We start from the raw sequence: 26731 nt of genomic DNA on the forward strand, positions 1-26731 counted from the left end.
TCCGTGGTGGGGATAGAGTAGTTGTACTTAATCCTCAAGCAGCGCAAGCTTGTCTTCGAGTTCAGCAATCTTTAGCCGGATAGCTTCTGCCCGGGGCTCGTCCTGCGCTTTCACCGCGACTGCCAATTCATCGGCAGCTATGCTGATCTGATATTCCAGATACGTGTAGTCGGATGCGGCGGCAGGATGGGTGGAGCGTTGGGAATAGGTCATATGCCGAGGCCTCTTTTCTGTGATCTGTGATATATTCATGATACAGGGTTTGCAGGAACGGCTCAACCTTGTTACATGGGAACCCGGCACAGGCTGCGACATTGTTCACAGACAATGAACCCGGTTCTGGTTTTACCATGAGTAGTATTGAAAATTATAACTTAATTTTTCAGTAACAGTATGCGGGAGAAAATTCCGCAAAGGAAGGTTTGGTATACATAATGATTGCTGTATCTTTTAACACCTTGGACGAGGCCAGGCACCATCTGGAGGAGCTGGATGTGAACCGTGGGCTGGTGCTGTTCGCTGCGGCTGCGGCTGTCCGGGAATTATCCCGTCATGCGCCTTCGCGGGCAGTATTGTGTTCAACCAAGGGGGAATATACTCCGCAGGGCTACCGCAGCGGTGTAATTACTGGTTTTGAATACGAAGCCGGTATAGCAGATATTGTGGGCATTCTGCACCCTCCCGTGCTTAGCGCAAGTACGCTGGAGATTGCTTACCGCAAGGTCCGGGGCAATCCGAATGCTTTTCTGATGCTGCTCTGTGACGGCACAGGCGGGATGGAAGAGATGCTGCTCTCCTCGCTGTATTTTATGGACCCCCAATTCAAGGTGATTGGCGGTAGTGCAGCTGACGATGAGCGCGGCGAGACTTACCTGTATATAGGAACCCGCCGGGTGCGGAACCTGGGGATTTATTTCAATATGCCTGACCGCACCGCCCTGATCAAAGAGAATATATATGTCCCGGCCGGAAAGACGCTGCTGGTGACAGAAGCCGATGTGTTCGGCAGACGGGTATATTCCTTCAACGGGCGGCCTGCGGCTTGGGAATACGCGCGTGTCCTGGGCGTGCCGGAGAAGGAGCTGGCAGAGCATTTTCTGAGCAGCCCGCTGGGCAAAAGATACGAGGATGATCTGATCATAGCCTCCCCGAAGGCGGTTCATCCGGATGGCTCTGTCACATTTTACAGTCAGATTATGTCTAGTACTTATGTGGAGCTGCTGAGTTCAGCCGATCCGCTGGCAGTGCTGGAGGAGACGCTGGGCGGCAGTCCGTTCAAGCCTTCGTTTGTCCTCAATATTAACTGTACGCTGCGGGACCAGCTGTTTACACGGGACGGTCTTTGGGGAGCTTTTGACGAGAAGATGCTTGGGTTCTGCGGCAACACTACAGGCTTCATCAGCTATGGAGAGCAATATTATACTAAGCATGCCAATCAGACTATGATTCTGCTGCTGGTTGAATAAGGGAGAGTTGAAATCGGATGGAGTGGTTAAGCAAACTGCGCACAGCTTGGGGGAGAACCCCCTCTGCTGAAGGCGTTCAAAGTCAGAGTAATACAAGCGGGTTAGCGGAGAGAGCCATAGCAGAGCGTGTGATCGCAGCTAAGGATACGGTTGCATTAACAGAAACGGTTATAGCAGAGGGAAAAGCCGCAGTAGAGGAAGCAGGCACTAACGCACATGTACCTCACAGCGGTAACGATAGCGTAGAACCGTCTGCACACGCTTCAGGCAGGGTGTCTTATGGGGAACATGCATATGCCCTGGCGGAGCAGATCCGCCTTGAGACTGGAGCTATCCTGAAGGAAGAGGCCCAACTGGTGGAGGACTTCGAGGCCTTGCGGGCAGGCGGCGGGGAGATGATCGGCCAAATCGCCGGGACTCAGCAGCTCCTGGAGCATTTGAAGACCAACAACGGACAGACTGAAGATCTGATTAATGAAATGTATGGCAGCTTGTCCTACTCATCCAACAAAATCGAATTTGCCAAGGAAGCCAATATCCAGATCTCTGCGGAAATGCAGAAGGCCTCGGAGGTATTTACTGAGTTCGTTGCTTTGAATGAGGATCTGCGGGAGCATTTCCACAGCATTGAGCAGCTGGCCAAGATCATCACGGATATTGCCGAGCAGACGAATCTGCTCTCGCTGAATGCGGCGATTGAGGCGGCGCGGGCTGGTGAGCATGGGCGCGGCTTCGCCGTTGTCTCCACGGAGATCCGCAAGCTTGCTGACAGCACCCGCAGCCATGTGAAGGAGATCATGGGTTCACTCTCAGGAATGACCCGCGTCATGGAGCAGATCCACAGCAAGTCCGGGGATGGAATGCTCGCGATGAACGAGACCACGGCGAAGATCGGTGAGTCCACCGTATATATGAATGAAATCGTAGTCGCGGAGGAGCAGGTCTTCGAGCATCTGGAGGCAATCCAGGAGTCCCAGGAGAGCAGCATGGAGGATGTGGAGCAGATCAATAGCGACCTGCTGCGTATTCTGGAGAAATCGGGCCAGGACACAGACCAGTTCCGTAAGCTGGTTCTTACCGTCCAGAAGAAGGCCGACCATTACCAGCAGCTGTTGAATCATCTGCATCAGATCGGGCTGCTCCAGCAGGCGGAAGAAGCAGAGAAGACTAACGTATAAGCAGATATGGTAAAAGGAAAACACCCGGCGGCGGCCGGGTGTTTTTGTGTTGTGTCCGGCATGGGCACAGGTAACACTCCTCTTGCTGGTGAAACACCGCTAAGGGGGAGGGGCCCAGCCAGCGTAAGCTTCACGCGCCTTATGACTAGACAACTCGCGTATGATGCGGGAGGGAAAGAGTTGGATAAACTCCACCTGCTGACCGGCAACGGTCCTATGCCAGGACAGCAATTGGATAAACAGCACTTAAATGAACCCGTTTCCCCCAAACTGGCCTAAACGACCATAATTAGTTGTTGTTTATCCACTTGCTTCCGGAAATTCCTTGGAAACCAGCATAGCAAGCTGCGTTTTTCCACTTGTTTGCTGGGAGGCAGCGATCTCCGCCATCGGCAGGAGGATATTCCACTACTACAGCGAGATCAGCCTGTATTCATAAGCGCCAATGGGCAGCGGACCGGCGGGCACAGGAGTGCCGGTCAACACATCCTGCCCGCTGTGCGGCAGGGTGACGCTGCCGCCAAGCCCGTCCATATTGACGAGCGTCCACAGCTCCCCGGCAGCGCCGCTTCTCGGGCAGAGAATGGTGCCCGGCGTGACATCACTGCGCCGGGTGACTCCGGCCCGGGCGGCATAATGCTCAATCAGCGCGCATAGCTGCTTGTCGCCCTCGCTGCCCGAGGGCAGCGAGCCAAGCATGACGATGGCTCCCCGGCCATAGGGCTGCTCGGTCAGGTAGGCCAGGCCCGGCGTCCGGCCTTCCGTGATCATGCCGATCACGGTGGCTCCGCCCGGCAGCGGCTCGAAGACGGCGCTCCATAGCGACAGCGGTGCGGAGCATCCGAAGGCTTCCCCGCTGCTGCCCGTCCCCTCCATCGGGTAGACGAAGGTAGTGTTCACACCTGCGAAGCGCTCCAGTTCTCCCAGCGCAGCATCTGTATGCAGGTTATGCTCGGCGGTGCGGCCTCCGCTAAGCGGGCCAACGATCCAGATGCCGCCAGCCGCGGTGAAGGCGAGCGCCCGCGCCATGTATTCCGGCGACAGATAATGGACAAAAGGCGTGAACAGCAGCTTATAGCCGCTTAAATCGCCGCCTTCCGGCAGCAGGTCACGGTGAATCCCCAGATCGAGAATCCGTCTGTAAAAGTCCCCCAGCAGGGAACGGTAGTTCAGCTGCCGGTGCGGCTCCGTGGCCAGGAACGCCTTGGCCCGGTCCGAATAAGTAATCGCCACCTCGGCCTGCACCGGCCGGGTATTCAGCATGTGCGGCTCGATCTGCAGCCTGGCGGAGGAAGCTGTGCGCACATTGTCATACCCGAGCGCAGGCTGGCCCCAGGCGCTGATAATCGAGCTATGCGTCTGCTCGCTGCCCGTGCGCTGCTGCCGCCACAGCCAGTAGCAGAAGGCGCCTGCCCCTAGCGCGTAGGCGGCCACGGCTTCAGCGGTGAGATAGCCGTCCGGGTGCGGCTCGCCGTAGCTTGTAAGCGAAGCGGCATAGGCCGGGCCGGTCTCCATCAGCCAGAAATCCCGCCCGGGGTTGAACCCGCGCCACAGATCACAGTTCAGCAGATAAGCGTGCCTGTTGGCCTGAGAGGCGTAGGTGTCGAACGAAGCGAAATCAAGCTCCCGGAACAGCTGCTCATTGTCCAGATGAAAAGGGACATTGCTGTTGTGCGTGATCGGAGCCGCCGAATAGCGGCGGATGATCGCCGCCTGTTCCCCTGAGAACTCCGCAACCTTCTCCATCTGGAACAACCGGTACTGGGTGACGAGCGATGAATTATGCAGAAAAGGCGTAGCCACCGGCTGCGGCACCTGATCGAACCGCTGGTAGGTGTGGCTCCATACGCCGGTTCCCCACGCTACATTCAGCTCGCCGATGCTACCGTAACGGTGCTCCAGCCACTCATGCCACAGGGAGCGGCAGGCCCCGCACATGCATTCCGCCACATGTGCCTTCAGCTCGTTGTCGAGCTGCCAGGCAACTAGGCCGGGGAGCTGCCCCAGCACCCGGGCCAGCTCTTCCGTAATTACCGCAGCCCGCTGTCGGAAATAAGGGTTATTCGTGCAGACATGCTGTCTGGACCCGTGGCTCATCACCGCCCCGTCTGCCCGGATGTGCAGACGCTCCGGGTGCCCGTGGGTCAGCCAGACCGGCGGGGTCGCGGTCGGCGTACACATGACCGTATCGATGCCATGGGCATGGAGCTGCCGGATATGCTCAGCGAACGGCCGGACATCGATGGAGTCTTCCTCCGGCTCCAGCAGCGACCAGATGAATTCGCCCATGCGTACCAGATTAATCCCGGTCTCCTGCATGAGCTGAAGATCCTGCTGCCGCTCAGCCTCCCCCCACAGCTCGGGGTACCATGCGGCGCCGTAATATAGCTTTTGCTGCATTCTTATAACCTCCTGGAAAAAGCCCACACGGGCTCTGTATGATCTTATCTTTCTATTCCCCATCCCTAAGCTATATAGTTTGAACTTGAAAACATAAATTTTGGGAGGAGTGGCGGAAGGGAATTTTGGAGCTGCATTAGCGGTAGCGACCGCCTGAAAGCTTTCCGCAGGAAAGCTCGCTATCTACAGCATCAGCTGGCTGCGGATTTCAACCGCGAACAGCGGTCTAATCAAAGAAATCTGCAGACAACAGCGGCCGGAAGCCCAAAAGTTCTCTGGAGTCACGACTCTCCCAAAAATGAAATTATCATTTCAATCTATATAGTGTCCGCCCCCCACATGCAATAGTAAAGTTTTGCCGGTTTTGGACTTTATTGCGGAAGCGGCGCAGAAGGCGTTCAAAGCGCTGTCCAAAAAGTCCGATTGCCGGAAAAACACCCGCCAACCATAATAGAAAGCGCAGCCACGGCAATGTAGTGAAGTGTAGTAGCGGAGGCTGCTTATCCATACGGAGGTGAATGTCAATGAAGCAAGGAGCGGCATTGGGGGCAGCAGAGGTAAGCGCAGGTACAAGCTTCCGCCGCAGCAGGCGCGAGCAGCGCTTCAGACGTCTGAAGCGGGACAAATGGCTTTACATTCTGCTCAGCCCCGGACTCCTGTATTTCCTGCTGTTCAAATATGTGCCGATGTGGGGAGTGCTGCTCGCCTTTAAGGATTATCAGCCTTTTCTGGGCTTTTGGAAGAGCGGCTGGGTCGGCCTGGAGCATTTCCGCACGTTTTTTCAGAACCCTGATTTCTTCATGCTGCTGCGCAATACGCTGGTGCTGTCGCTGTATAATCTGGTGTTCTTTTTCCCGGCACCGATTATTCTGGCGCTGCTGCTCAATGAGATCCGGCTCTCCTTCTATAAAAGGACGATACAGACGCTGATCTATGTGCCCCACTTCATCTCCATGGTCATCGTCGCCAGTATCTCCTACGTGTTCCTTACGACACAGGGCGGCGCAGTCAACGAATTCCTCTTCACGTTCACCGGGCGCAAGATCGATTTCCTCGCCAGTCCCGACTGGTTCCGCCCGATGATTATTCTGCAGACCATCTGGAAGGAGTGCGGCTGGGGGACGATTATTTTTCTCGCTGCTCTGGCCGGTGTCGATGTGGAGCAATATGAAGCAGCCGTGGTGGACGGGGCCAGCCGCTGGCGTCAGACCTGGCATATTACGCTGCCCGCGATCCGCAGTACGATTGTCATTCTGCTGATTCTGCGGATGGGCACGATTCTGGATAACGGCTTCGAGCAGATCTATCTGATGATGAATGCGCTGAACCGTGAGGTGGCGGAGGTCTTTGATACTTATGTGTATGCGCTGGGGATTACCCAGGGAGCGTTCAGCTACAGCACCGCCGTCGGCTTGTTCAAATCGGTCATCGGGGTCGTGCTGGTGCTCGGCACCAACTGGCTCGCCAAGAAGTCGGGCGAATCCGGATTATATTGAAAAGGAGGCATTATGTGTGGCTAAACGTTACCGCAGCGCCGGAGAGATCACCTTTGACGTCTTTAATTACGTGGTGCTGGGCATCATCGGGATCGCAGCCATCCTGCCGTTCCTGTTTGTAGTCGCCGGTTCCTTCGCCACCGAGGCGGAAATTACGAAGCGCGCTGTCTTTTTGATTCCGACGACGATCTCGCTGGACGCCTACCGGTTTATTTTCTCCACAGATACCATTGTCCGGAGCATCGGGGTGTCGCTGTACGTGACAGTGATCGGGACGGCAGTCAATTTGTTCTTCACGGTTACCATGGCGTATCCGATGGCGAAACGGTACCTGATGGGCCGCAATCTGATCCTCAATCTGGTCATCTTCACCATGCTGTTCGGGGGCGGGATGATTCCCACCTATCTGGTGATCCGCGAGCTGCATCTGCTCGATACGCTGAATGCCTTGATTCTTCCGGGGGCGATCAGCGCCTTCAATCTGATTATTGTGAAGAACTTCTTCCAGGAGCTTCCGGCCGAGATGGAGGAGGCGGCACGCATCGACGGCTGTACGGAGCTGGGGCTGCTGTGGAGGATTGTGCTCCCGCTGTCGAAGCCGGTGCTGGCGACGTTCACCCTCTTTTATGCGGTCGGACACTGGAATAACTTCTTCTCGGCGCTGCTCTATATTAATGATCCATCCAAGTGGCCGCTCCAGGTGATGCTGCGTCAGATCGTCATGCTGTCCCAGTCGGCAGCGGGGGATCTCAGCTCCATGGACCCCAATTTCGTGCAGCCGCCGGAGCAGTCGATCAAAATGGCCGTCATCGTGGTCGGCACCCTGCCGATTATGTGCGTGTATCCGTTTCTGCAGAAGCATTTTGCCAAAGGGGTGATGCTGGGTTCAGTCAAAGGGTAACCGGTTAGTCAACATATAAAGGGAGGCCAAGTGATGATGAAGATGAAGCGGAGCCAAGGTTCACGGTCTGTGAAAAAAGGGTTGTTCATGCTGCTGGCTATGATTATGATTCTAAGTGTATTGTCCGGCTGCGGCGGGAATGGGGAGAATACGGGAGCAGGACAGAAGGAGACTGCCGGGGATAGCGGGAAGGCGGACGGCACCGCCAAGGCTGAGGAGCCGCTTGCGCTGACATTGATGCTGCCGATTTTCAAAACCAATTATCCGAAGGACGGCAGTCCGGTCGCCGCCAAGCTGGAGGAGCTGACGAACACCAAAATCCATTTCGAATGGGTGCCGAATGCATCCTATGCCGACAAATTTAACATTACGCTCGCTTCCGGCAAGCTGCCTGATATTATGTATGTAGGTGACGTGAAAGCGTCCAGCTTCGTCAATGCGGCCAGATCCGGCGCTTTCTGGGAGGTGGGTCCGTATCTCAAGGATTATCCGAATCTCAGCGGGGCGAAGGAGGTTATTCTGAATAACTCGGCCATCGACGGCAAGAATTACGGAATCTACAGAGGGCGGGCGCTGGGACGCAACGGTGTGGTGTTCCGCAAGGACTGGATGGAGAAGCTGGGGCTGGAGACCCCGAAGACCGTGGACGATTTCTATAATATGCTGCGAGCGTTCAAGGAGCAGGACCCGGACGGCAACGGCCAGGCGGATACGTATGGCATGGTGCTGGTCAAGTGGACCGGCCAGTGGGCCAGCGGCTTCGATACGATGAAGCTGTGGTTCGGAGCACCGAACAAGTGGGGTGTGCAGGAAGGGAAGCTTGTGCCTGAGCATGAATACCCCGGTTATTTGGAAGCGCTTAAATTCATGAAAAAGCTGTACGACGAGCAGTTGATCAACGCCGACTTCGCGGTGATGGACAGCTCTAAATGGAATGATCCGGTCGTCAACAACAAGGCCGGCGTCATTGTCGATGTGGTCGATAACGCGGCCCGGCTGGATGACAAGATTCATGCCGCTCTGCAAAAGGAAGGCAAAGACGAGCCGGAACGCCATTATATGGATGTCATCGGCGGTGTGAGCGGAGCGGACGGCGCGCTGCATACGCTTCCGACCTCGGGCTTCTCCGGCATGCTGGCGATTCCGAAGTCCTCGGTCAAAACCGAGGAGGAGCTGAAGCGGGTGCTGACCTTCCTGGACCGGCTGAATGACGAGGATCTGCAGACGATGCTGAACTATGGGATTGAAGGCGTGCATTACAAGCTGGTAGACGGATATATCGAACGCTCCAGCGATACCGTTCTGCTGGAATCGGAAGTGGAAGGCCTGAACCAGATGCTGCCGTTCATTCCTGAGGACAAGGCGAAGCAGGTGAAGCAGACGCCGCTGCGGCTGAAGCAGACTGAGGTACAGAAGACGAATGAAGCGACGATTGTGACCAATCCCGCCGAAGCGCTGATCTCGGCAGTCTATACGCAAAAGGGCTCACAGCTCGATAACGTGATCAACGATGCGCGCATCAAATTTATTGTCGGCCAGATCGATGAGGCCGGGTTGAAGTCCGCTTTTGAGGTATGGCGGAAGACTGGCGGAGATGAGCTTGTGAAGGAAATGAATGAATTGTACGCCTCAGGCGGCAAGTAAAGTCCGGTCCTGCTCCAGTCTCCGGCCGGTCTGTCCCCGCTGCGGCTGCATGGCGGCAACCCTAAACTAAGGATTCGGCTGGTGAAACGAATGGAGAATGAAGCGGCAGGAGCACGGAACAGGTATACCGGAGGCCGGGCGGGACGCAAGGGCCGTTATTACCGCAATAATCTCATTATTGTGCTGATCGTCTCGTCCATTCCCGGGCTGATCATTGGACTGCTGGTTTACTTTATGGCCGGGGGAAGTTTGGAAAAGGAGTTGCTCCGGATGCATAACCGGCAGATTGAGCAGCGGGCGGACAACATTAATGATCAATTGTCCAATCTGGAGCTGATGCTGGCCCATTGGGCGTTCGATCCGAAGTTCGACTACGGACTGAGCAACATGGATTTCACCCGGAATCATGAACGGGCCTGGGATATTACGAAGACGCTGGTAGTCATGCAGGGTTCCAATTCCATGGTGCGGCAGGTTGAACTGTATTTGGCCGGTAATCAGCCGGTACGCTTCGGAACGGAGTACGGGACGTTGTCTGCGGAGGAGGAAGTGCTGTACGGGAAGCTGCTGAAGCAGGAGCGGAGCACGTACTGGACGGAATGGGCTTTTGATCCGGTGAACCCGGAGCAGAAGGAGCTGACGCTGGTGCACCATATCCCCGGCGGCAGCAGGGAGCCCTTCGGGGCGCTGCTGCTGCGGATGGATACAGAGAAGGTATCCGCGATGCTGCGGACCATGACCCCGTACAACACGGGGGAGGTGTTCATGGAGCAGAAATCCGGCGGATTGTTCATCTCGGGGGGCGGGATGGATGCGCCCACGCCGCTGGTTACGGCGCTGCGGACGGCGATTACAGCCAAAGGCAGCCAGGATAGCGGATCCTTTTTGTATGACTGGAATGGGGTTACTTATGCGGTGACCTATGGTGATTTCTCGCGGATTGCCAGTGAATGGCGGTATGTGTCGGCTTCTCCGATCTCCAGCGTAACCTCTCCAGTGGTCTGGCTGTCCCGGATGATTATCCTGGTCAGCTTGTGCGCCTTGCTGTTGGCGGCGGTCCTGTCCTGGATTGCTTCCCGCAGAATCTATTCGCCGGTCCGCCGCCTGCTTCAGACGCTGCTCCCTGAGCATGCGGCCTCCGGGGACCGGGTGGATGAGCTGACGCTGATCGAGCGGCACTGGCAGAACCTGCACGGACAGCAGCATGCTCTCCAGTACACGCTCTCGGAGCAGCTTCCGCATGTGCAGCAGAGCTTCCTGCACCAGCTGTTCCAGGGGTATCTGTATGCCTATTCCGAACAGGATCTCCTGAGCCGGATGAAGCAGTATAAGTGGGAAGTGGAGAACTGTACGTTCGTGGTGCTGTATATCCAATTGACCGGCATCTCCAGCCTGGAGGCCAAGTTCCGCAGCGGCGACGAGAGTCTGGTGTCGTTCGCGGCCGTCAATATTACCTTGGAGCTTGCCCGTGAGCATTTCGGCCGGGCGGAGACGGTCAATCTGCATGACCTCACCTCCGGTATGCTGCTGATGGAACCGGGAAGCGGCCCTGATCCGGCCCGCGTGGGCGCCTTCGGTGAAGAGCTGGCGGCTACCTTGAGCCGGATGCTTAAGCTTCAGGCCACGGTGGCGTACAGTGCAAAGATCGGGAGCATCTCCGCGATTCCGCGGGCGTTCGAGGCGGCGAAGCAGGCGGCCAGCCACAGCAGGTACGGCGGCGGGAACCAGATTATCAGCCTGGAGCAGCTGGAGCGGGAGGGGCAGGGTGCCCCATTGCCGCAGTATTCCTTCGCGCTGGAGCGCGGGCTGATTCAGGCGCTGCGGACCGGTGAGGCGGAGGAGGCGGACCGGCTGCTGGAGGAATTCCTGGAGACGCTCTCCGCAGGCGGCGCGAAGGTGATCTACGTACAGCAGGGCATGCTGCATCTGCTCGGCGCAATCCTTCATGCGGTGCTGGAGGCCGGGATGGCCCAGAGCCAGTTATTCGGCGGCAGGAATCTGTATGCCAGTCTCTCGCAGATTCATGAGCCGGGGCTGATTCTCTCCTGGTTCCGCACGCAGGTCATCGCCCCCTTCCTGAAGGAACTGTGTGAACGATCGGACGCCGGAATAAGAAGGACGATTGATCAGGCGATGCTATACATTCAGCAGCATTATATGGACAATATCTCGCTGGACAGCTGTGCGGATTATACAGGGACCAGCCCTTTTCTGCTCAGCAAATCGTTCAAGCGGGTCACCGGGCAGAATTTCATCGATTATGTAACGGAATTGCGGCTCACCAAGGCGAAGGAGCTGCTGCGTGACACCGATCTGAAGATGAACGATGTCGCCTTGCAGGTTGGCTATCAGCAGAGCTATTTCAACCGGATTTTCAAAAAACAGGAGGACATCACGCCGACACGTTACCGTGAACTGAGCCGGCAGGAGGGGGAGAAGGAGAACGGGACCCGGTAAGCGGGAACCGGGTGAGAATGACAGCGGCTCACTTCCCGTGATCCCGGTGTCCGCAGGCCTCCTGCTCCGGGAACGGTTCATTCGTCCGGGTGATGTCCCATCAAGGAGATGACAGAAGATGACCTCTTTATCCTCAGCCCTGCCAGTCCAGCTACGGTGGCTGAACCCTCCTGCTGCGGCTGCGGGGGTGACCTGGGGTGTACCCTGGTCCAAGGGCGATCTGAAGCGCGGCGAACTGGACGCGCTATGTCTTAGCGGAGCAGACGATGGCTCCTGTCTGCCGCTGCAGAGCCGCCCGGCCGCGTATTGGCCGGACGGCAGCATCAAATGGTCTTTGCATTCTGCCGTATGCCCTGAAGGGAGTACGGCAGGATATACGCTGGAACGCTCTGCCGGGCAGAACACTGTGCCAGCAGCCTTTGAGGTATCCGTGGAAGAGACGGAGGAATCTTATATCGTCGATACCGGCAGCATTCGTTGCACCGTGGTCAAGCATGGCCCGGGTGTGATCTCGCGGATCATCCGCCGGGACACGGCGGAATCCGGGGGACCGGACGGCGATCATGGATATTATGGAGCTTCGGAGGCGGGGTTGGGATTAGGCTCGGGTGAGAGTGCGGGCTTGAGTGTGGGTACGGTGGCTGGTGAGCGTGCAAGTGCTGATGTGAGTGCAGGGGCGAGTGCTGATGTGAGTGCAGGTGCGAGTGCAGGGGCGAGTGCTGATGTGAGTGCAGGTGCGAGTGCAGGGGCGAGTGCTGATGTGAGTGCAGGGGCGAGTGCTGATGTGAGTGCAGGTGCGAGTGCTGATGTCAGTGCAGGTGCAAGTGCTGATGTGAGTGCAGGTGCGAGTGCAGGTGCACGTGCGGATATTAGTGCAGCTTCAGATGGTGCAGCTGTTGACATAGCGCCGCAGTCCAGCCCTGTAGAGCAGTTGGTGTGCAGCGGTAGCGAATTAGTCTGTCTCCGCGAGCAGCGGGACCTCCTCAGCGGGGAGCTGACGATGCGGCAGGAGCGGTTCACCGGAGTGACGCTGAAGGCCAGTCTGGAGGAGCGGGGACCGGTGCGTGCCGTGATCCGGCTGGACGGGCGGCATAGAAATGCAAGCGGAGCCAGGGAATGGCTTCCTTATACTTTGCGGCTCTATTTCTATGCCGGGCTTGCGTCCATCCGGCTGGTGCATACCTTCCATTATGACGGCAACCCGCAGCAGGATTTCATCAAGGGGCTGGGCCTGCTGTTCAAGGTGCCGCTCAGCGGTCCGCTGTACAACCGTCATGTCCGGCTGGCGGGCAGCGGGGGGATTTTCAGCGAATCGCCAAAGACGCTCCGGACCCGCAGAACCCGGGGCAAATATGGCGAGATGTTCGCCGGGCAGCTCGAAGGGCAGAGCCAGCACTTCGATCCCGTGGAGGATGAATACTTCACCAGCCTGCTCCAGGATTCTGCGGTATGGGATGACTTCCGGCTGGTGCAGAATTCGTCCGAGCATTATGCCGTCCATAAGCGGACGGGGCCGGATTGCGTCTGGATTAAGGGCGCTGAAGGCCGGAGGGCCGGAGGACTGGGCTATATCGGCTGTGACGGCGGAGGACTGGCTGCCGGAGTGAAGGATTTCTGGCAGAAGCATCCGTCCGGGCTGGAGATCAGCGGCACCTCCGGCGCGGAAGCGGCGTTAACCGTCTGGTTCTGGACGCCGGAGGCGCAAGCGATGGACCTGCGCCATTATGATACGAAGACGCATGTCGAATCCTCCTATGAAGGCGCGGAGGAGCTGCGGGCAACCCCTTACGGCATCGCCAATACGAACGAGCTGACCTTGTGGTGTACCTTGCGGACGCCGGATTCCGGGCAGCTCCGGCAGATGCAGCAGCAGGCGGATGAACCGCCGCTGCTGGTCTGTGAACCAGAATATTATCACCGCAGCCGGGCGTTTGGACTCTGGAGCCTGCCGGACCGGAGCACCCCGGCCAAGGCGTACCTGGAGGAACGGCTGGACGGGATCATCCGTTTTTACCAGAAGGAGATTGAGCAGCGGAAGTGGTACGGCCTGTGGGATTACGGCGACTTCATGCACAGCTATGATCCGGTCCGCCATGTCTGGAATTATGATCTGGGCGGCTGTGCGTGGCAGAACGCCGAGCTGGTGCCGAATATGTGGCTGTGGGTGAGCTTCCTGCGGACCGGACGTGCGGATATTTACCGGATGGCTGAAGCAATGACCCGGCATACCAGCGAGGTGGATGTGTATCATTTCGGGGAATATGCGGGTCTGGGCTCCCGGCATAATGTTGTGCATTGGGGCTGCGGCTGTAAGGAAGCGCGGATTGCTATGGCGGGTCTGCACCGCTACTACTATTATCTAACCGGTGATGAGCGGACCGGCGACATCATGGACAGTGTGAAGGATGCGGATTATTCCACGGTGAATCTGGATCCGATGCGGGCATATTTTCCGAAGGATGAATTCAAGACGCATGTGCGCGTGGGGCCGGACTGGGCCGCGTTCAGCTCCAACTGGATGACCCGCTGGGAACGTTATGAGGATACCTTTTACCGTGACAAAATCCTAACTGGCATCGGCTGCATCAAAGCAACCAATCTGCGGCTGATCTCTGGTCCAACCTATGGTTACGATCCCGCAACGGGAATTCTCAGTCCCATGGGCGACGATAACTGGGGCCGGCATCTGGCGATCTGCATGGGCGGGCCGCAGGTATGGTTCGAGCTGGCGATGATGCTGGAGGACCCGGAGTGGGAGGACATGCTGGCGGAGTTCGGTGTCTTCTATAACTTGCCTGAGGAAGAACAGTTGCGTAGATCCGGGGGCGCGATTACAGGCAAGCAGCGCTTCGAGCATCCGGTGTTGAGTGTGGCTATTGCCGCCTACGGCGCATGGGTCAAGGACGATCGGGTGACGGCGGACCGCTGCTGGAGCATATTGCTTGAGAATCCGTTCGGCACCGTCAATCTGCAAGCGGAGCAGAAGCGGGTGAATTATACGGAAGCGCTGGATGAAGTGGACTGGATGAATACGAATGAGGCCTCACAGTGGTCGCTGAATACGATTATTGCACTGGAGCTGATCGCTGAAGCTCTGCCTGCACGGGAAGAAGGTTCCGAAGGAGAAGCCGGAGCCGCTGGAGCTGGAGCTAGTGCAAGAACTGGTGCGGAAACTGAAGCTAGTGCTGGTGAAGAAGGCTATGCGGAAGCTGGAGCCGCTGCAGAAGCTGCAGAAGCTGATACAAAAGCGGGTGCAGAAGCTGGCGCAGGAACTGGTGATAAAGCGGGTGCAAGAACTGATCCCGTAGCTGGGGGTAGCACACAGGCAGGAGCTATTGACGGTGCAGGTCGCGGGAAGGGAGCGGATGTCCGATGACGGTGCAGCAGAACTTAGCAATGATTCCGGAAGGCTGGCACAAGATCTACCGCAATACCCTGGAAGGACCCACACAGGTGGAAGGCTTCCGTATGGAAGGCGACGGAGCAGTTTCGTTTCCGCAGGGACGGCTGCGGCTGGAGAGCACCCGGAGTGCAGAGGAAGGGCAGAAGGCGAATGTGGTCTTTTGGTGCCCGGAGATATTCCCCGCCGAGGTTGCCGTATCCTGGAGGTTCCGCCCGCTGCACGAGCCGGGGCTGGCCATTCTGTTCTTCGCGGCAGCCGGTGCCGGGGGCAAGGATCTGTTCGACCCGTCCCTGCCGGTCCGCACGGGCGAATATGACCAGTACCATCATGGGGAGATGGATGCCTATCATATCTCGTATTTTCGCCGGATGTGGGAGGAGGAGCGGGCTTTTCACACCTGTAATCTGCGCAAAAGCTACGGCTTCCACCTTGTCGCCCAAGGGGCTGATCCGCTCCCGGATACCGCCGATATGACTGAGGCTTACCGGATGCTGATGATGAAGCGGGGGACTGCTGTGACTTTCACAATTAATGAATTGCCGGTACTGCACTGGGTGGATGACGGCTCGTCCTTCGGTCCGCTGCTCGGCGCAGGCCGACTAGGCTTCCGCCAGATGGCCCCGCTGATTGCCGAATATAGCGATCTGATTGTCTATGCTCCGTGAGGATCGCTGGCTGGGCGGATGAACATATGCGTCCACTCCAAACATTCTCTGGAGTCACGGATATCCCATAACAGAAAATATACAAGTTTCAATTTACGAAGGAGGTCTAACTGCAATGCCGGGAGTGTATTACTGCTATCCGCAAGGCCGTCATAAGGCGCTGACCATGAGCTATGATGACGGACGGCGGGCGGATGAACGGCTGGTCGGCCTGTTCAATCAGTATGGAATCAAGGGCAGCTTCCATCTGAATTCGGGGCTGCTTGGCGAAGGAGACCGCATCAGGGCGGACGAGGTTGCGTCTCTCTACCACGGACATGAGGTCAGCGTGCATACGCGGAACCATCCGACGCTGGCGCGCTGCCCGCAGGAGCTGGTCGTGGAGGAGATTATGGAGGACCGCAGGGTGCTGGAAGGACTGGTCCGCCAGCCTGTGCGCGGCATGTCTTACCCGAACGGCTCCTATACGCAGGAGATCAAGGCGCTGCTGCCGCACCTGGGCATTGAGTATGCCCGCACAGTGCAGTCTACCGGCGGGTTCGCCCTCCCGGAGGACTGGCTGGAGTGGCAGGCGACCTGTCATCATAACCGGGAGCTGCTGGCTCACGGGGAGACTTTTGTGGGGCTGCATAAGCGGCAGTATCTGTACCTGATGTATGTGTGGGGACATAGCTACGAGTTCGACAATGATAACAACTGGGAGCTGATGGAGCGCTTCTGCGCCATGGCGGGCGGACGCGGCGACATCTGGTATGCGACCAATCTGGAGCTGGTGCATTACATGAAGGCTTGCCGGGGGCTCCTGTTCTCGGCGGCAAGGGATTTTGTCCATAATCCGGGAGCGGCTGCTGTCTGGCTGGAGGTTGACGGTACGGTGATCGAAGTGCCCGGGGGACAGACTGTAGATTTGAGCTGATACAGAACAGGGATAGAGTGAAGGAGGAAGAATAGTGACTCATACGGATCATAGTCAAAAGCTGCACCGGCTGGCCGAACTGGATATCTCCGTCGCCGGTCCAAGATGCAAAATGCTGCTCGGCGATCTGGACGGGGACGGCCGGGCCGAACTGCTGCTGGTGCAGCCGGATAACCGCCAGGATGTCCGTTATATTCCGCATCAGGTGCAGTGCCTGACGGCTTATAATCTCGATGGCCGTCTGCTGTGGCAGACGGGAAAGCCGGATTCGAACGCAGGCAGCCAAGGCTCCGATTATCCGGCCCAGATTGCCGATATCGATGGTGACGGGGCGCTGGAGGTGCTGTGTGTGATGAAGGACCAGCTGCATATTCTGGAGGGGGCGACGGGCAAGGTCAAAGCAGTTCATCCGCTGCCGGCGAAGGAGGCTCATGACTGTATCATTATTGCCAACCTGTCAGGCGGCAGCTATCCTTCCGACATCATTCTCAAAGACCGCTACCATCAGCTGTGGGCGCTGGATCGGGACTTCCGGCTGCTCTGGACCCATCAGGGCAATGTGGGGCACTATCCTTGGGTGTACGATCTGGACGGTGACGGGCGCGATGAGGTGATGGCCGGATATGATCTGCTGGATGCGGACGGAAATAAGCTGTGGAGCTGCCATGATCTGGACGATCATGCCGATTGCCTGTGGGTCGGCGATGTGAACGGGGACGGGTTACCGGAGCTGGTCATCGGCGGCAGTGTGACGGTGATGTACGACCGCAACGGGCACGAGCTGTGGCGGTACGAAGGCTCTGTCGAGTCGCAGCATCTGGCGCTCGGGCGGTTTCGCCCGGACCTGCCCGGCCTGCAGATTGCCGGACTTGACCGTATGGTCCGCGAGGATGACGGCAAGGGTCTGCGGGGCAAGGATGCCATGTTCCTGCTGGACTGCTCCGGCCGCGAGCTGTGGAAGGAAGAGCGTACCACTGACGGCTGGCTGACCATTGTCGAAGCCGTCAGCCGGTTTTGGCCGGGTGCACCCGACTATATTCTGGCGTACCGCCGGGGCGAAGCGGTGCTTCCCGCACTCTATAACGGCCATATGAATATCGTAGCCGAATTCGCCGAGCAGGGCTACGCCGTGCACGGGGATCTGCTGGGCAGTGGAAGTGAGCAGGTCATTATTTATACGGATGAGCTGGCCGCTGTCTATGCCGGTGAAGCGCTCCCGCTGCAAGCGGCACACCCCGGGCAACAGCTGCCCCAGCCCAAACGGCTGTACAGCTCCACCCTGTACCCCGGCGGTGAGGTGACGTTGTGAAGAGCAGCGGGGAAGTTAGGGGGAGCGGTGCCTTAGAGGATGGCGGGTCAGACAACAGCGTTGAAGCTGTTATGGCTGCTGAGGCCAGCATTCCAGCCTACTTTCATCCGCGTCATTCCATCGTCCGCACAGCCGGAGAGCATACGGAAGCGATGCTTGCCATCATAGCGAACCGCTATATTGGTGCAAATCCGCCGCAGACTCCGGTCTACCGCGTTCATCTGGAGAACAGTTTCCCGCGCCTGTCGGATTGCCGGTATGAGATGAACCTGAAAGAACGGCTGCCTGAGCTGCGGGACGGGGAATTTGTCTATGCCTGGGGGAAGCTGTGGAGCGATACGGACAGCGATATTCCGCTCGCTCTCAGTTGCTTCGGTCCGGTGACGGTTTATGTCAACGGCATTGCCGTGTTCGCGTCCAATCTGAACGATGATGTGTTCCCGGACCGCAAGGCGTTCTTCCGTACCGGGCTGAAGGCAGGGTGGAATCACTTCCTGCTGGAGTGTACCGCAGTTGGTACCGGCTGCGGCGGGGTTTTTGGCACCGGCAGCGTGAAGGGCGCGCCGCTGCATTTTTTGGCCCCGACTGCGGAGCGCAGCGGCTGTGAGGGCTGGATCTATAGCGCGCCGCAGCAGAGCAGATGGACGCTGCAGCCGGAGGGGGGCGGCGTTCCTGAGGGAGAGGCTGCGGCGCACCGCGCGGAGCCTTCGCAACGCGTCCGCTGCGGCGAAGCCGCGGAGGCCGCCGAAGCTGCGCTGGCGGCCCGCTGTGCCTGGTATCCGGCGGCCGGATGGCCGGATACCCAGGTGCAGAGCGGGAACCTCGCGCGCGTTCTCGGCGAGGTTCCCGGCGCGAAGGCGCTGGCCTGGAGCAGGCTGGCGGTGACAGCGCCGGGCGGAATAGACGTCCGGCTGCTCCTCCGCAGCCGGGATGTAGCGGCACTCAAGGTCTGCGTGGATGGCAGGCTTGCCGCCATCCAGCCCGAAGTGAGTGCCGGCCTTGAGTGTGTGCTGCCGCTGAGCTTCGGCAGCCATGACCTGCTGGTCGAGGCTGTGTGCGGCGGCCCCGGGTGGAGCTTCCGCCTGGAAGCGGCGGAGGCTGGGGACACATCAGAAGTACAGGTGGAAGCGGAGTGTAGCGCGGCTTTTGCGGAAGCTTCACCCTGCTGCTCTCCGCAGGGAACCTTGAATAAGGGAGCTGGCGCCAGTGGAGTCCACGGCACAGTGAAGCTGGTGAGTCCTTGCCCGGTGGAAGGGCAGACCGGGCCATGGCTGTACCTGGGTCCGTTTCTGCAATCGGCGGCACCGCAGCCTGCGGAAGCGGCTTCTATGGATGCTCCCTTCGGTGAAGGGGCGGAGGAATGCTTTTGGCGGGTGGACCGTCCTGGCGGGGCAGTCAGGCCATATCTGGAGAGTGCGCTGTACGGACGCTGGAATTATCCGCTGGGAGTGACCCTCTATGGTCTACTGCGTACCGGTCAGGCTCTGGGCGATCCTCATTATTCCGCTTATGCCAGAGGACATATTGAGCAGTGCACCCGGCTTCATACTTATTCGCTCTGGGACCGCAGCCGCTATGGTGCTCCGGGTATTAACCAGCAGCTGGCGCTTATGGACTCACTGGACGACTGCGGCTCCTTCGGTGCGGTGATGCTCGCCGCTCATGCCGAGCAGCCGCTGCATGGAGCGCCCGAAACAGCGGCGTATATCGCCCGGTATATTCAAAATACGCAGTCCCGCGATGAAGATGGGGCGCTCTACCGTACACGGGGCACCACCGACTTCATGCAGGGAACGATGTGGTGCGATGATCTGTATATGAGCACTCCGTTCCTGAGCCGGTATTATCTGTTGACGGGAGATACCGCTTATCTGGATGATGCAGTGTCACAGTTTCTTCATTACCGTAATCGGCTGTTCCAGCCGGAGCTTGGCATTATGCATCATGTGTATGATTACAAATTCAGCAAGCCGAACGGTGTAGCCTGGGGAAGAGGCAATGGCTGGGTGCTGTTCTCGCTGACTGAGCTGCTGGAGGTACTGCCGGAGCAGCATCCGCAGCGGGAAGAACTGCTGGATTATTACCGGCTGTTGTGCGAAGGTTATTTACGGCTGCAGGATGCGGAAGGATTATGGCATCAGGTTCTGACTGATCCCGAATCTTATGCGGAGGCATCGTGTTCTTCGATGTTTGTATATGCTTTTGCACGCGGTGTGCGCAGAGGCTGGCTGACAGAGCCGTATCCATATGCCGATGCAGCGCTGCGCGGCTGGACGGCGCTGGCCGAATACTGTATCGACTATCAGGGGAACGTCTATGGCGTCTGCCGGGGCTCGGGGTATTCCTTCAACAAACTGTATTACAAGGAACAGCTCACCTGGCAGCTCAACGATACTCACGGAATCGGCATTGTGCTGCTGGCCGGTATTGAAGCGCTTGAGCTTAGGCGGGAGCTGGAGGCGCAGCGCATGTAAGAGTTGTAGAGTAATAGAGGCTGCTAAAAAAAGTAATTTATCAATCATAGGCTATTGCTACTCATGCAGAGTTATCTTCAATCTGCTTGAGTTCGATAGCCTCTTCTTCATATAGCCGTACAGCCGCAGAACCCGGGAATCGCGCGTATACAGAATACAGCGAAATGAAAGGGATAAATCCCTCTGAGCCGTCAGTATGAAGAGCAGAAGTGCCCCTGAATTCGCCGAAAGCGGGCGGAGAACGTAAATGAAGAGCAGAAGTGCCCCTGAATTCGCCGAAAGCGGGCGGAGAGCGTCAATGAAGAGCACAACTGCCCCTGAATCCCCCATAGCCACGCAAAAATCCCGCAGGCGAAAATTCGCTTCCTGCGGTTTTTTTGCGCGGAGTGCCTTACGGGTATGTAGCATAGGCAGGCTGTGCGGTTAATCTTTATCGATCAGCTCCAGCTTTTCAAGGATCTTAAGGGTGGTAACGGCGGACAATTGCACAGCTAGTTGAATGCTGGCTTGGCTGTTTCCGCTCTGCTCCAAGGCAGCTTGATTCTCGGATAACACTTCTTCCGTCACCTGCTGGATCAGACTTTTAACGATCTCATTGTTCATAATAGGCTCCTCCTTCCGAATGTAAATACTCTCATTCTATATTTCGGCCGGACCCAGGATTTTACTTAGGGAGCAGGGAATGTTATCCGGTAATCTGAACGAATTCCACTCTTATCACAGACTTGAAGCGGGATCTGTAGTAAACTGGAAGGAATGTATAGTACGCCTGCAATTATTCTACAGAAAAGAATGTGATCAATGTATGCAGCTTCAAGCTCCTCAACCGGCCAAGAAATGGCTGGAAAAATATCTGTCCGGAGACAGCATGGATTACCGGCAAATTATCGCCTTGTTTCTGCCTATTCTCATTGACCAGGCCTTCATTATCGGGCTGAATCTGGTCAACACTGCGATGATCAGCTCGTCGGGTATGGCGGCAGTCAGTGCGGTGAATATGGTGGATTCCCTGAATATTTTTCTGATCAATGTATTTGTGGCGATTGCGACCGGGGGGACGGTGGTGGTTGCGCAGTATAAAGGAAGCGGGAATGACCGCATGGTCTCCCAGGCCACGGCCGGATCGGTTACCTCGGTCTCGCTGCTTGCGGTGGGAATCGGTCTGCTGCTGATGTCCTTCCATACGCCAATTCTGAATTTGCTGTTCGGGACGGCCTCCGCCGATGTGCTGGATAATGCCCGGGTCTATATGATCGGCAGCAGCATTTCGTATCTGGGGATTGCCGTGGTTCAGGCTGTATGCGGTGCGCTGCGGGGCGTGGGCCGGACGCGGGCTTCGCTGATGCTGTCGCTAATTATGAACGTGTTGTATGTTATCCTCAACGTTGTCTTCATTAACCTGCTGGACATGGGTGTGCTGGGCATGACACTTGCGGTTAATATTGCTCGTTATGTGGGGATGGCCTGTGCCTTGATCTATCTGTTCAAGTTCGATTCGGTGCTGCGTGTGCAGTTCCGCGACCTGTTCCATGTACCACTTACGATGCTGCGCAAAATTATGTTCATCGGCGTACCGTTCGCCGCAGAGCAGATGTTCTTCAACGGCGGCAAGCTGCTGACACAGATCTTCATTGTCAGTCTGGGCACGTATGCCATCGCCACCAATGCGATTGCCGGATCGCTGGCGATGGTCTTTCAGATTCCGGCCAGTGCACTGTCGCTGACGATTGTAACCGTGGTCGGCCAGTGTATCGGACGGGGGGATGTAGCGGATGCCCGGAAGTTCATCAAGTCCTTCCTGTGGATCGGTTCCGCCTCTTACGCCCTGGTGGCCTTGATCCTGATGCCGCTGTTCCACCCGCTGGTCTCTATTTTCTCCCCGCCTGCGGAGATTATCGATGATCTATTCGTGGTGCTGCTGGTCAATGCGATTGCCCAGATTCCGCTCTGGGCCTTCAGCTTCATTCTGCCGTCCGCGCTGCGGGCAGCGGGAGACTCCCGCTTCACCTCGATCGCTTCGATGCTGACGATGTGGCTGTTCCGGGTGGTCTTCGGCTATATTCTTGGGATCGTGCTGGGCTATGGAGTGCTGGGGGTATGGCTGGCGATGAACTGCGAATGGGCAGTGCGCGGAGCGGTGTTCCTCTGGCGCTTCCGGGGCAAGAAGTGGTATGCGCACAAGCTGATATAGATACTGCCGGTTAGAAGACTCCTAATTCAGGGGTCTTCTTTGCTATGCAGTCAGCCGGAATCATCTATAAAAAGCACGGTACAACCTTTAGTTTCAGGTAAGACGCACTTTGGTCCGTATGCTACGATTTGGGTGGTGAAGGGGGAGGCTTCCACATTAGCTGTAAGCGCTTAACTCATTGAAACCCAAATTCATACAGAGGAGTGCAACGCATGAAGAGAATAATCAAGCAAGTCTCTCTGGTACTGCTGGCAGCCCTTCTGCTTCTTCCGGCAGGCGGATATCTTCCGGCTGCTCAGGCAGCCGAGGCACAGACCACGGTATATCACGAGACGTTTGCGAATGGCGCAGGCAAGACTAGCCAGTCTGGGGGAGCCAGTCTGAGTGCGGTGAAGGAGGTTCCTTTTGCAGGGAATGCCGATGGTGCAGCATTATACGTAAACAACCGGAAGGATAACTGGGATGGAGTTGATTTCAAGTTCACCGATCTCGGTCTCCAGCATGGAAAAACGTACACGGTAACGGCAGTTGTCTACGTTGATGCGAAGGTGACGCTCCCAGAGGGAGCAGAGGCAGCGCTGCAGACTGTGAACAGCTACGGGAATTATGCAGCAATACCCTATGTGGCAGGGCAATCGGTCACACTGACGAAGACATTTACTGTGGACACCAGTGCCACAGATTCTACTAAGAGAGACCATTCTTTGCGCATCAACTCCAACGATAAGGGAGCCACAGTACCCTTCTACCTTGGCGATCTTCTGATAACGACAGAGTCCACTCCGGGCGGCGGGGAAGAGCCTGTGCGTGAACCGGCTTTGCCGTTCAGTACAGTGACTTTTGAAGATCAGGAATTGGGCGGCTTCACCGGCAGAGCCGGAACCGAGACGCTGACCGTAACGAATGAAGCGAATCATACCGAGGGCGGTTCATATTCCCTGAAGGTCGAGGGCAGAAGCAATACCTGGCACGGGCCTTCCCTGCGTGTGGAGAAGTACGTGGACAAGGGCAGCGAATATACCCTGTCTGCCTGGGTGAAGCTGATCGAACCGGTGAGCGCACAGCTCCAGCTGTCTACACAAGTAGGCACAGACAGCAGTGCAAGTTATGTGACCCTGTCCCCTAAGACGATCAGTACGGCTGACGGCTGGGTGAAATATGAGGGCAGCTACCGCTATAACAGCGTGGGCGGCGAATATCTGACCCTGTACATTGAGAGTTCCAATAATGCAACCGCTTCCTTCTATATCGATGATATTAATTTCGAGCATACAGGTACCGCTCCGGTGGATATTCAGAGAGAACTGATTCCGCTAAAAACAGCCTATCAAAATGACTTCCTGATCGGCAACGCGCTATCCGCCGAGGATCTGGAAGGCGTACGGCTGGACCTGCTGAAGATGCATCACAACGTTGCTACCGCAGGTAATGCCATGAAGCCGGATGCGCTGCAGCCGACCAAAGGCAATTTCACTTTTACAGCAGCGGATGCGATGGTGAACAAGGTGCTGGCTGAAGGGATGAAGATGCATGGGCATGTACTGGTATGGTATCAGCAATCGCCTGACTGGATGAACCTGACGACGGATGCAGCAGGCCATAGCGTTCCGCTGGGGCGTGACGAAGCACTCGCTAACCTGAGAGCGCACATCAAGGGAGTTATGGAGCATTTCGGAGACCGGGTAATCTCCTGGGATGTAGTCAACGAGGCAATGAACGATAACCCGTCCAATCCGAATAACTGGCAAGCGGCGCTCCGTAAGGCTCCGTGGTATGATGCTATCGGTCCGGACTATCTGGAGCAGGCGTTCCTGGCGGCCAGAGAGGTGCTGGACCAGCATCCGGAATGGGATATCAAGCTGTATTACAATGATTACAATGACGATAACCAGAACAAGGCCCAGGCCATCTACAGTATGGTCAAGGAACTGAATGAGAAGTACGCGCTGGCCCATCCCGGCAAGCTGCTGATTGATGGTGTGGGGATGCAGGCGCACTACAATGTCAATACGAACCCAGATAACGTCAAGCTGTCGCTGGAGAGGTTCATCTCCCTTGGCGTAGAGGTCAGCATTACCGAACTGGATATTCAGGCCGGCAGCCAGAATACGCAGACAGAGAAGGAACGGATTGCTCAAGGCTATCTGTATGCGAGGCTGATGGATCTCTACAAGGCCCATGCCGACCATATTGCGCGGGTAACCTTCTGGGGCATGGATGACCGCACAAGCTGGAGAGCGGAGTCAAGCCCGTTGCTGTTCGACAGGGATTTGCAGGCGAAGCCGGCTTACTACGCGGTCATTGATCCGGCCAAATTCATGGCTGAGCATGAGCCGAATACGGCAGAAGCTAACGTGTCAGAGGCGGTCTACGGCACGCCGGTTATTGACGGGACAGCGGATGGAATCTGGGCCTCTGCGCCTGAGATGGCTGTGAACCGTTATCAGATGGCCTGGCAGGGCGCAAGCGGAACCACGCGTACCCTGTGGGATGACCAGAATCTGTATGTGCTGGTTCAAGTCAATGACGCTCAATTGGACAAAAGTAATGTGAATGCATGGGAGCAGGACTCTGTAGAGATTTTCCTGGATGAGAATTTCGGCCGTACGACCTTCTATGAGAGTGATGACGGACAATACCGGGTTAATTATGACAATGAAGCCTCCTTCAGTCCTGCAGCCATCAGTGCAGGCTTCGAATCGGTAACCAAGGTTAACGGAACCAACTATACGCTTGAAATGAAGATTCCGTTCAAAACAATCATGCCAGCCGGCGGAACTAAGGTCGGCTTCGACACTCAGATCAACGATGCCAAGAACGGCGTCCGGCAAAGTGTGGCCGCCTGGAATGATACAACCGGCAACGGCTATCAGGACACCTCCGTCTTCGGGGTGCTGACGCTTAAGGCCAAAGACGGCGGCGAGCCGCCAACGAAGCCGACGCCAACGCCGACTCCGGAACCAACACCTGCGCCAACGCCAACATCGGCACCGGATTCCGGCGGCACCAGCTATACCAGCAGCACACCTGCGCCTAAGCCTGCACAGTTTGATGTCAAGGACGGCGTAGTGACGATCAGACCTGAGGTGAAGACCGAAGGCACAGTGGCCAAAGCCACTGTGACGGGCGAGCTGTGGCAGCAAGCCTTGAAGCAGGCGGCCCCGGCAGCAGACGGGCGGAAGCAGATCATCATCGATCTGGCGAACCAGACAGGTGTGGCCTCCTATGAAGCCCAGCTGCCGCTTCAAGGCCTGAAGACGCAGGAGAAGTTCCTGCTTGTCCTCCAGAACGGCCTTGCTACGCTGTCCATTCCAAGTGAGCAGCTCGCAGGGATTACAGCAACTACTGAATATGTTAGCATCCGGGTCAAGCATTCCACAGCCGAAGGCATGGATGCCACTGCTCTCCTGCAGACCGGCAGCCGTCCGGTGGTGGAGCTGAGTCTGCTTGCAGGCGGGCAGAAGGTAGCCTTGTCTGGCAGCAGCGCGATGACCGTCTCTATTCCTTACAAACCGTCAGCAGCAGAGCTTGACAGCCTGGAGTCTCTTCTGGTCCGTTCACTCACCGGCAACGGCGCGTGGTCTGCTGTGGTGAACAGCCGTTATGATGCAGTGAAGGAAGCGCTGGTGTTCCGTACTACAGAGTTCGGCATATTTGCCGCAGCCTTCGCTCCGCCGGCCTTTACAGATCTCGGCAGCCTGTCATGGGCGAAGCAGGCAGCTGCTGCCATGGCTGCGCGCGATATCCTTCCGGGTGGTAACAGCTTCATGCCGGCGGCACCTATGAACAGAGCAGACTTCACAGCCTCGCTGGTGAAGGTGCTGGAGCTTAAGGCTGCTGCTGAAGCAGTTGCAGGCTTCAGCGATGTCCAGAGTAATGCGGCATACAGCAAGGAGCTTGCGGCCGCGAAGCAGCTCGGTATCGTCACAGGCTATGCGGACAATACCTTCAAGCCAGCGGGCGTCATCACCCGCCAGGAGATGATGGTAATTGCGGCGCGTGCCCTGAAGGCGGCCGGAATCATCGCTGAAGGCAGCGGATCGATAGCATCTTACACCGATGCCGGTCAAATCTCCGCCTATGCCAAGGACGGCGTGTCCGCTTTGCTGAAATACGGCGTAGTGAACGGTAAGAACAATAAGCTTGCTCCGGGGGACACCCTCTCCCGTGCGGAAGCAGCAGTGATTCTGTACCGGATCTGGAAGCTGTAAATCCGCATAACGATAGTGCA

Annotated in this window: 16 protein-coding genes; 13 read left to right on the forward strand and 3 right to left on the reverse strand. The window is 57.1% G+C overall.

Annotated features, from left to right (window positions below; all coding sequences use genetic code 11):
• Positions 1-27: 27 nt before the first annotated feature.
• On the reverse strand, positions 28-213 hold the full coding sequence (locus MKY12_RS06550) for a hypothetical protein (protein ID WP_036722636.1): 186 nt from the start codon (positions 211-213) through the stop codon (positions 28-30).
• A 221-nt stretch (positions 214-434) separates the two neighbouring features.
• Here MKY12_RS06550 and MKY12_RS06555 point away from each other — a divergent pair, with 221 nt between their 5' ends.
• Positions 435-1466, forward strand: a complete 1032-nt coding sequence (locus MKY12_RS06555) for an FIST N-terminal domain-containing protein (protein ID WP_339313235.1) — start codon at positions 435-437, stop codon at positions 1464-1466.
• 17 nt (positions 1467-1483) lie between these two features.
• Positions 1484-2644 (forward strand): methyl-accepting chemotaxis protein, encoded by a 1161-nt coding sequence (locus tag MKY12_RS06560; protein WP_339313236.1) that lies wholly within the window; start codon positions 1484-1486, stop codon positions 2642-2644.
• 411 nt (positions 2645-3055) lie between these two features.
• Here the strand turns inward: MKY12_RS06560 and MKY12_RS06565 are convergent, their stop codons facing one another.
• A complete protein-coding gene (locus MKY12_RS06565) occupies positions 3056-5044 on the reverse strand; it encodes a beta-galactosidase (protein ID WP_339313237.1) in 1989 nt (662 codons plus the stop codon).
• 524 nt (positions 5045-5568) lie between these two features.
• Between MKY12_RS06565 and MKY12_RS06570 the strand changes: the two genes are divergently transcribed.
• The 9 genes from MKY12_RS06570 to MKY12_RS06610 all read left to right on the forward strand — a co-directional run bounded on the left by MKY12_RS06570 (position 5569) and on the right by MKY12_RS06610 (position 20309).
• Positions 5569-6540, forward strand: a complete 972-nt coding sequence (locus MKY12_RS06570) for a sugar ABC transporter permease (RefSeq protein WP_339254820.1) — start codon at positions 5569-5571, stop codon at positions 6538-6540.
• Between the two features lie 16 nt (positions 6541-6556).
• Positions 6557-7441, forward strand: a complete 885-nt coding sequence (locus MKY12_RS06575) for a carbohydrate ABC transporter permease (RefSeq protein ID WP_036722627.1) — start codon at positions 6557-6559, stop codon at positions 7439-7441.
• Positions 7442-7477: 36 nt separating this feature from the next.
• On the forward strand, positions 7478-9085 hold the full coding sequence (locus MKY12_RS06580) for an extracellular solute-binding protein (protein ID WP_339257366.1): 1608 nt from the start codon (positions 7478-7480) through the stop codon (positions 9083-9085).
• Between the two features lie 90 nt (positions 9086-9175).
• Positions 9176-11542 carry an AraC family transcriptional regulator gene (locus tag MKY12_RS06585; RefSeq protein ID WP_339314808.1) on the forward strand — a complete coding sequence of 789 codons (2367 nt, stop codon included), beginning with the start codon at positions 9176-9178 and terminating at the stop codon, positions 11540-11542.
• Between the two features lie 118 nt (positions 11543-11660).
• The gene (locus MKY12_RS06590; RefSeq protein ID WP_339313238.1) at positions 11661-14918 is read left to right on the forward strand and encodes a hypothetical protein; all 3258 of its coding nucleotides are present in this window, start codon (positions 11661-11663) and stop codon (positions 14916-14918) included.
• Positions 14915-15610, forward strand: a complete 696-nt coding sequence (locus tag MKY12_RS06595; protein ID WP_339313239.1) for a DUF1961 family protein — start codon at positions 14915-14917, stop codon at positions 15608-15610. The genes MKY12_RS06590 and MKY12_RS06595 overlap by 4 nt, the downstream gene beginning before the upstream one ends.
• Positions 15611-15725: 115 nt before the next feature.
• Positions 15726-16526: a polysaccharide deacetylase family protein gene (locus MKY12_RS06600; protein ID WP_339254824.1), complete on the forward strand. Its 801-nt coding sequence runs from the start codon at positions 15726-15728 to the stop codon at positions 16524-16526.
• 112 nt (positions 16527-16638) lie between these two features.
• A complete protein-coding gene (locus tag MKY12_RS06605) occupies positions 16639-17835 on the forward strand; it encodes an FG-GAP-like repeat-containing protein (protein WP_339257371.1) in 1197 nt (398 codons plus the stop codon).
• Complete coding sequence (locus MKY12_RS06610) at positions 17832-20309, forward strand: glycoside hydrolase family 88 protein (RefSeq protein ID WP_339254826.1); 2478 nt, start codon at positions 17832-17834, stop codon at positions 20307-20309. Before MKY12_RS06605 ends, MKY12_RS06610 begins: the two co-directional genes overlap by 4 nt.
• 423 nt (positions 20310-20732) lie before the next feature.
• On the opposite strand, the gene MKY12_RS06615 is transcribed toward MKY12_RS06610, so the two are convergent.
• The gene (locus MKY12_RS06615) at positions 20733-20912 is read right to left on the reverse strand and encodes a hypothetical protein (protein WP_036722620.1); all 180 of its coding nucleotides are present in this window, start codon (positions 20910-20912) and stop codon (positions 20733-20735) included.
• Positions 20913-21114: 202 nt separating this feature from the next.
• Between MKY12_RS06615 and MKY12_RS06620 the strand changes: the two genes are divergently transcribed.
• Entirely contained in the window at positions 21115-22500 is a 1386-nt protein-coding gene (locus MKY12_RS06620; RefSeq protein WP_339254828.1) for an MATE family efflux transporter, read from the forward strand.
• Positions 22501-22712: 212 nt separating this feature from the next.
• Complete coding sequence (locus MKY12_RS06625) at positions 22713-26711, forward strand: endo-1,4-beta-xylanase (RefSeq protein ID WP_339254830.1); 3999 nt, start codon at positions 22713-22715, stop codon at positions 26709-26711.
• Positions 26712-26731 lie beyond the last annotated feature (20 nt).

The organism is Paenibacillus sp. FSL M7-0896, from assembly GCF_037975415.1.
Taxonomy (GTDB): Bacteria; Bacillota; Bacilli; order Paenibacillales; family Paenibacillaceae; genus Paenibacillus_AQ; species Paenibacillus_AQ silagei.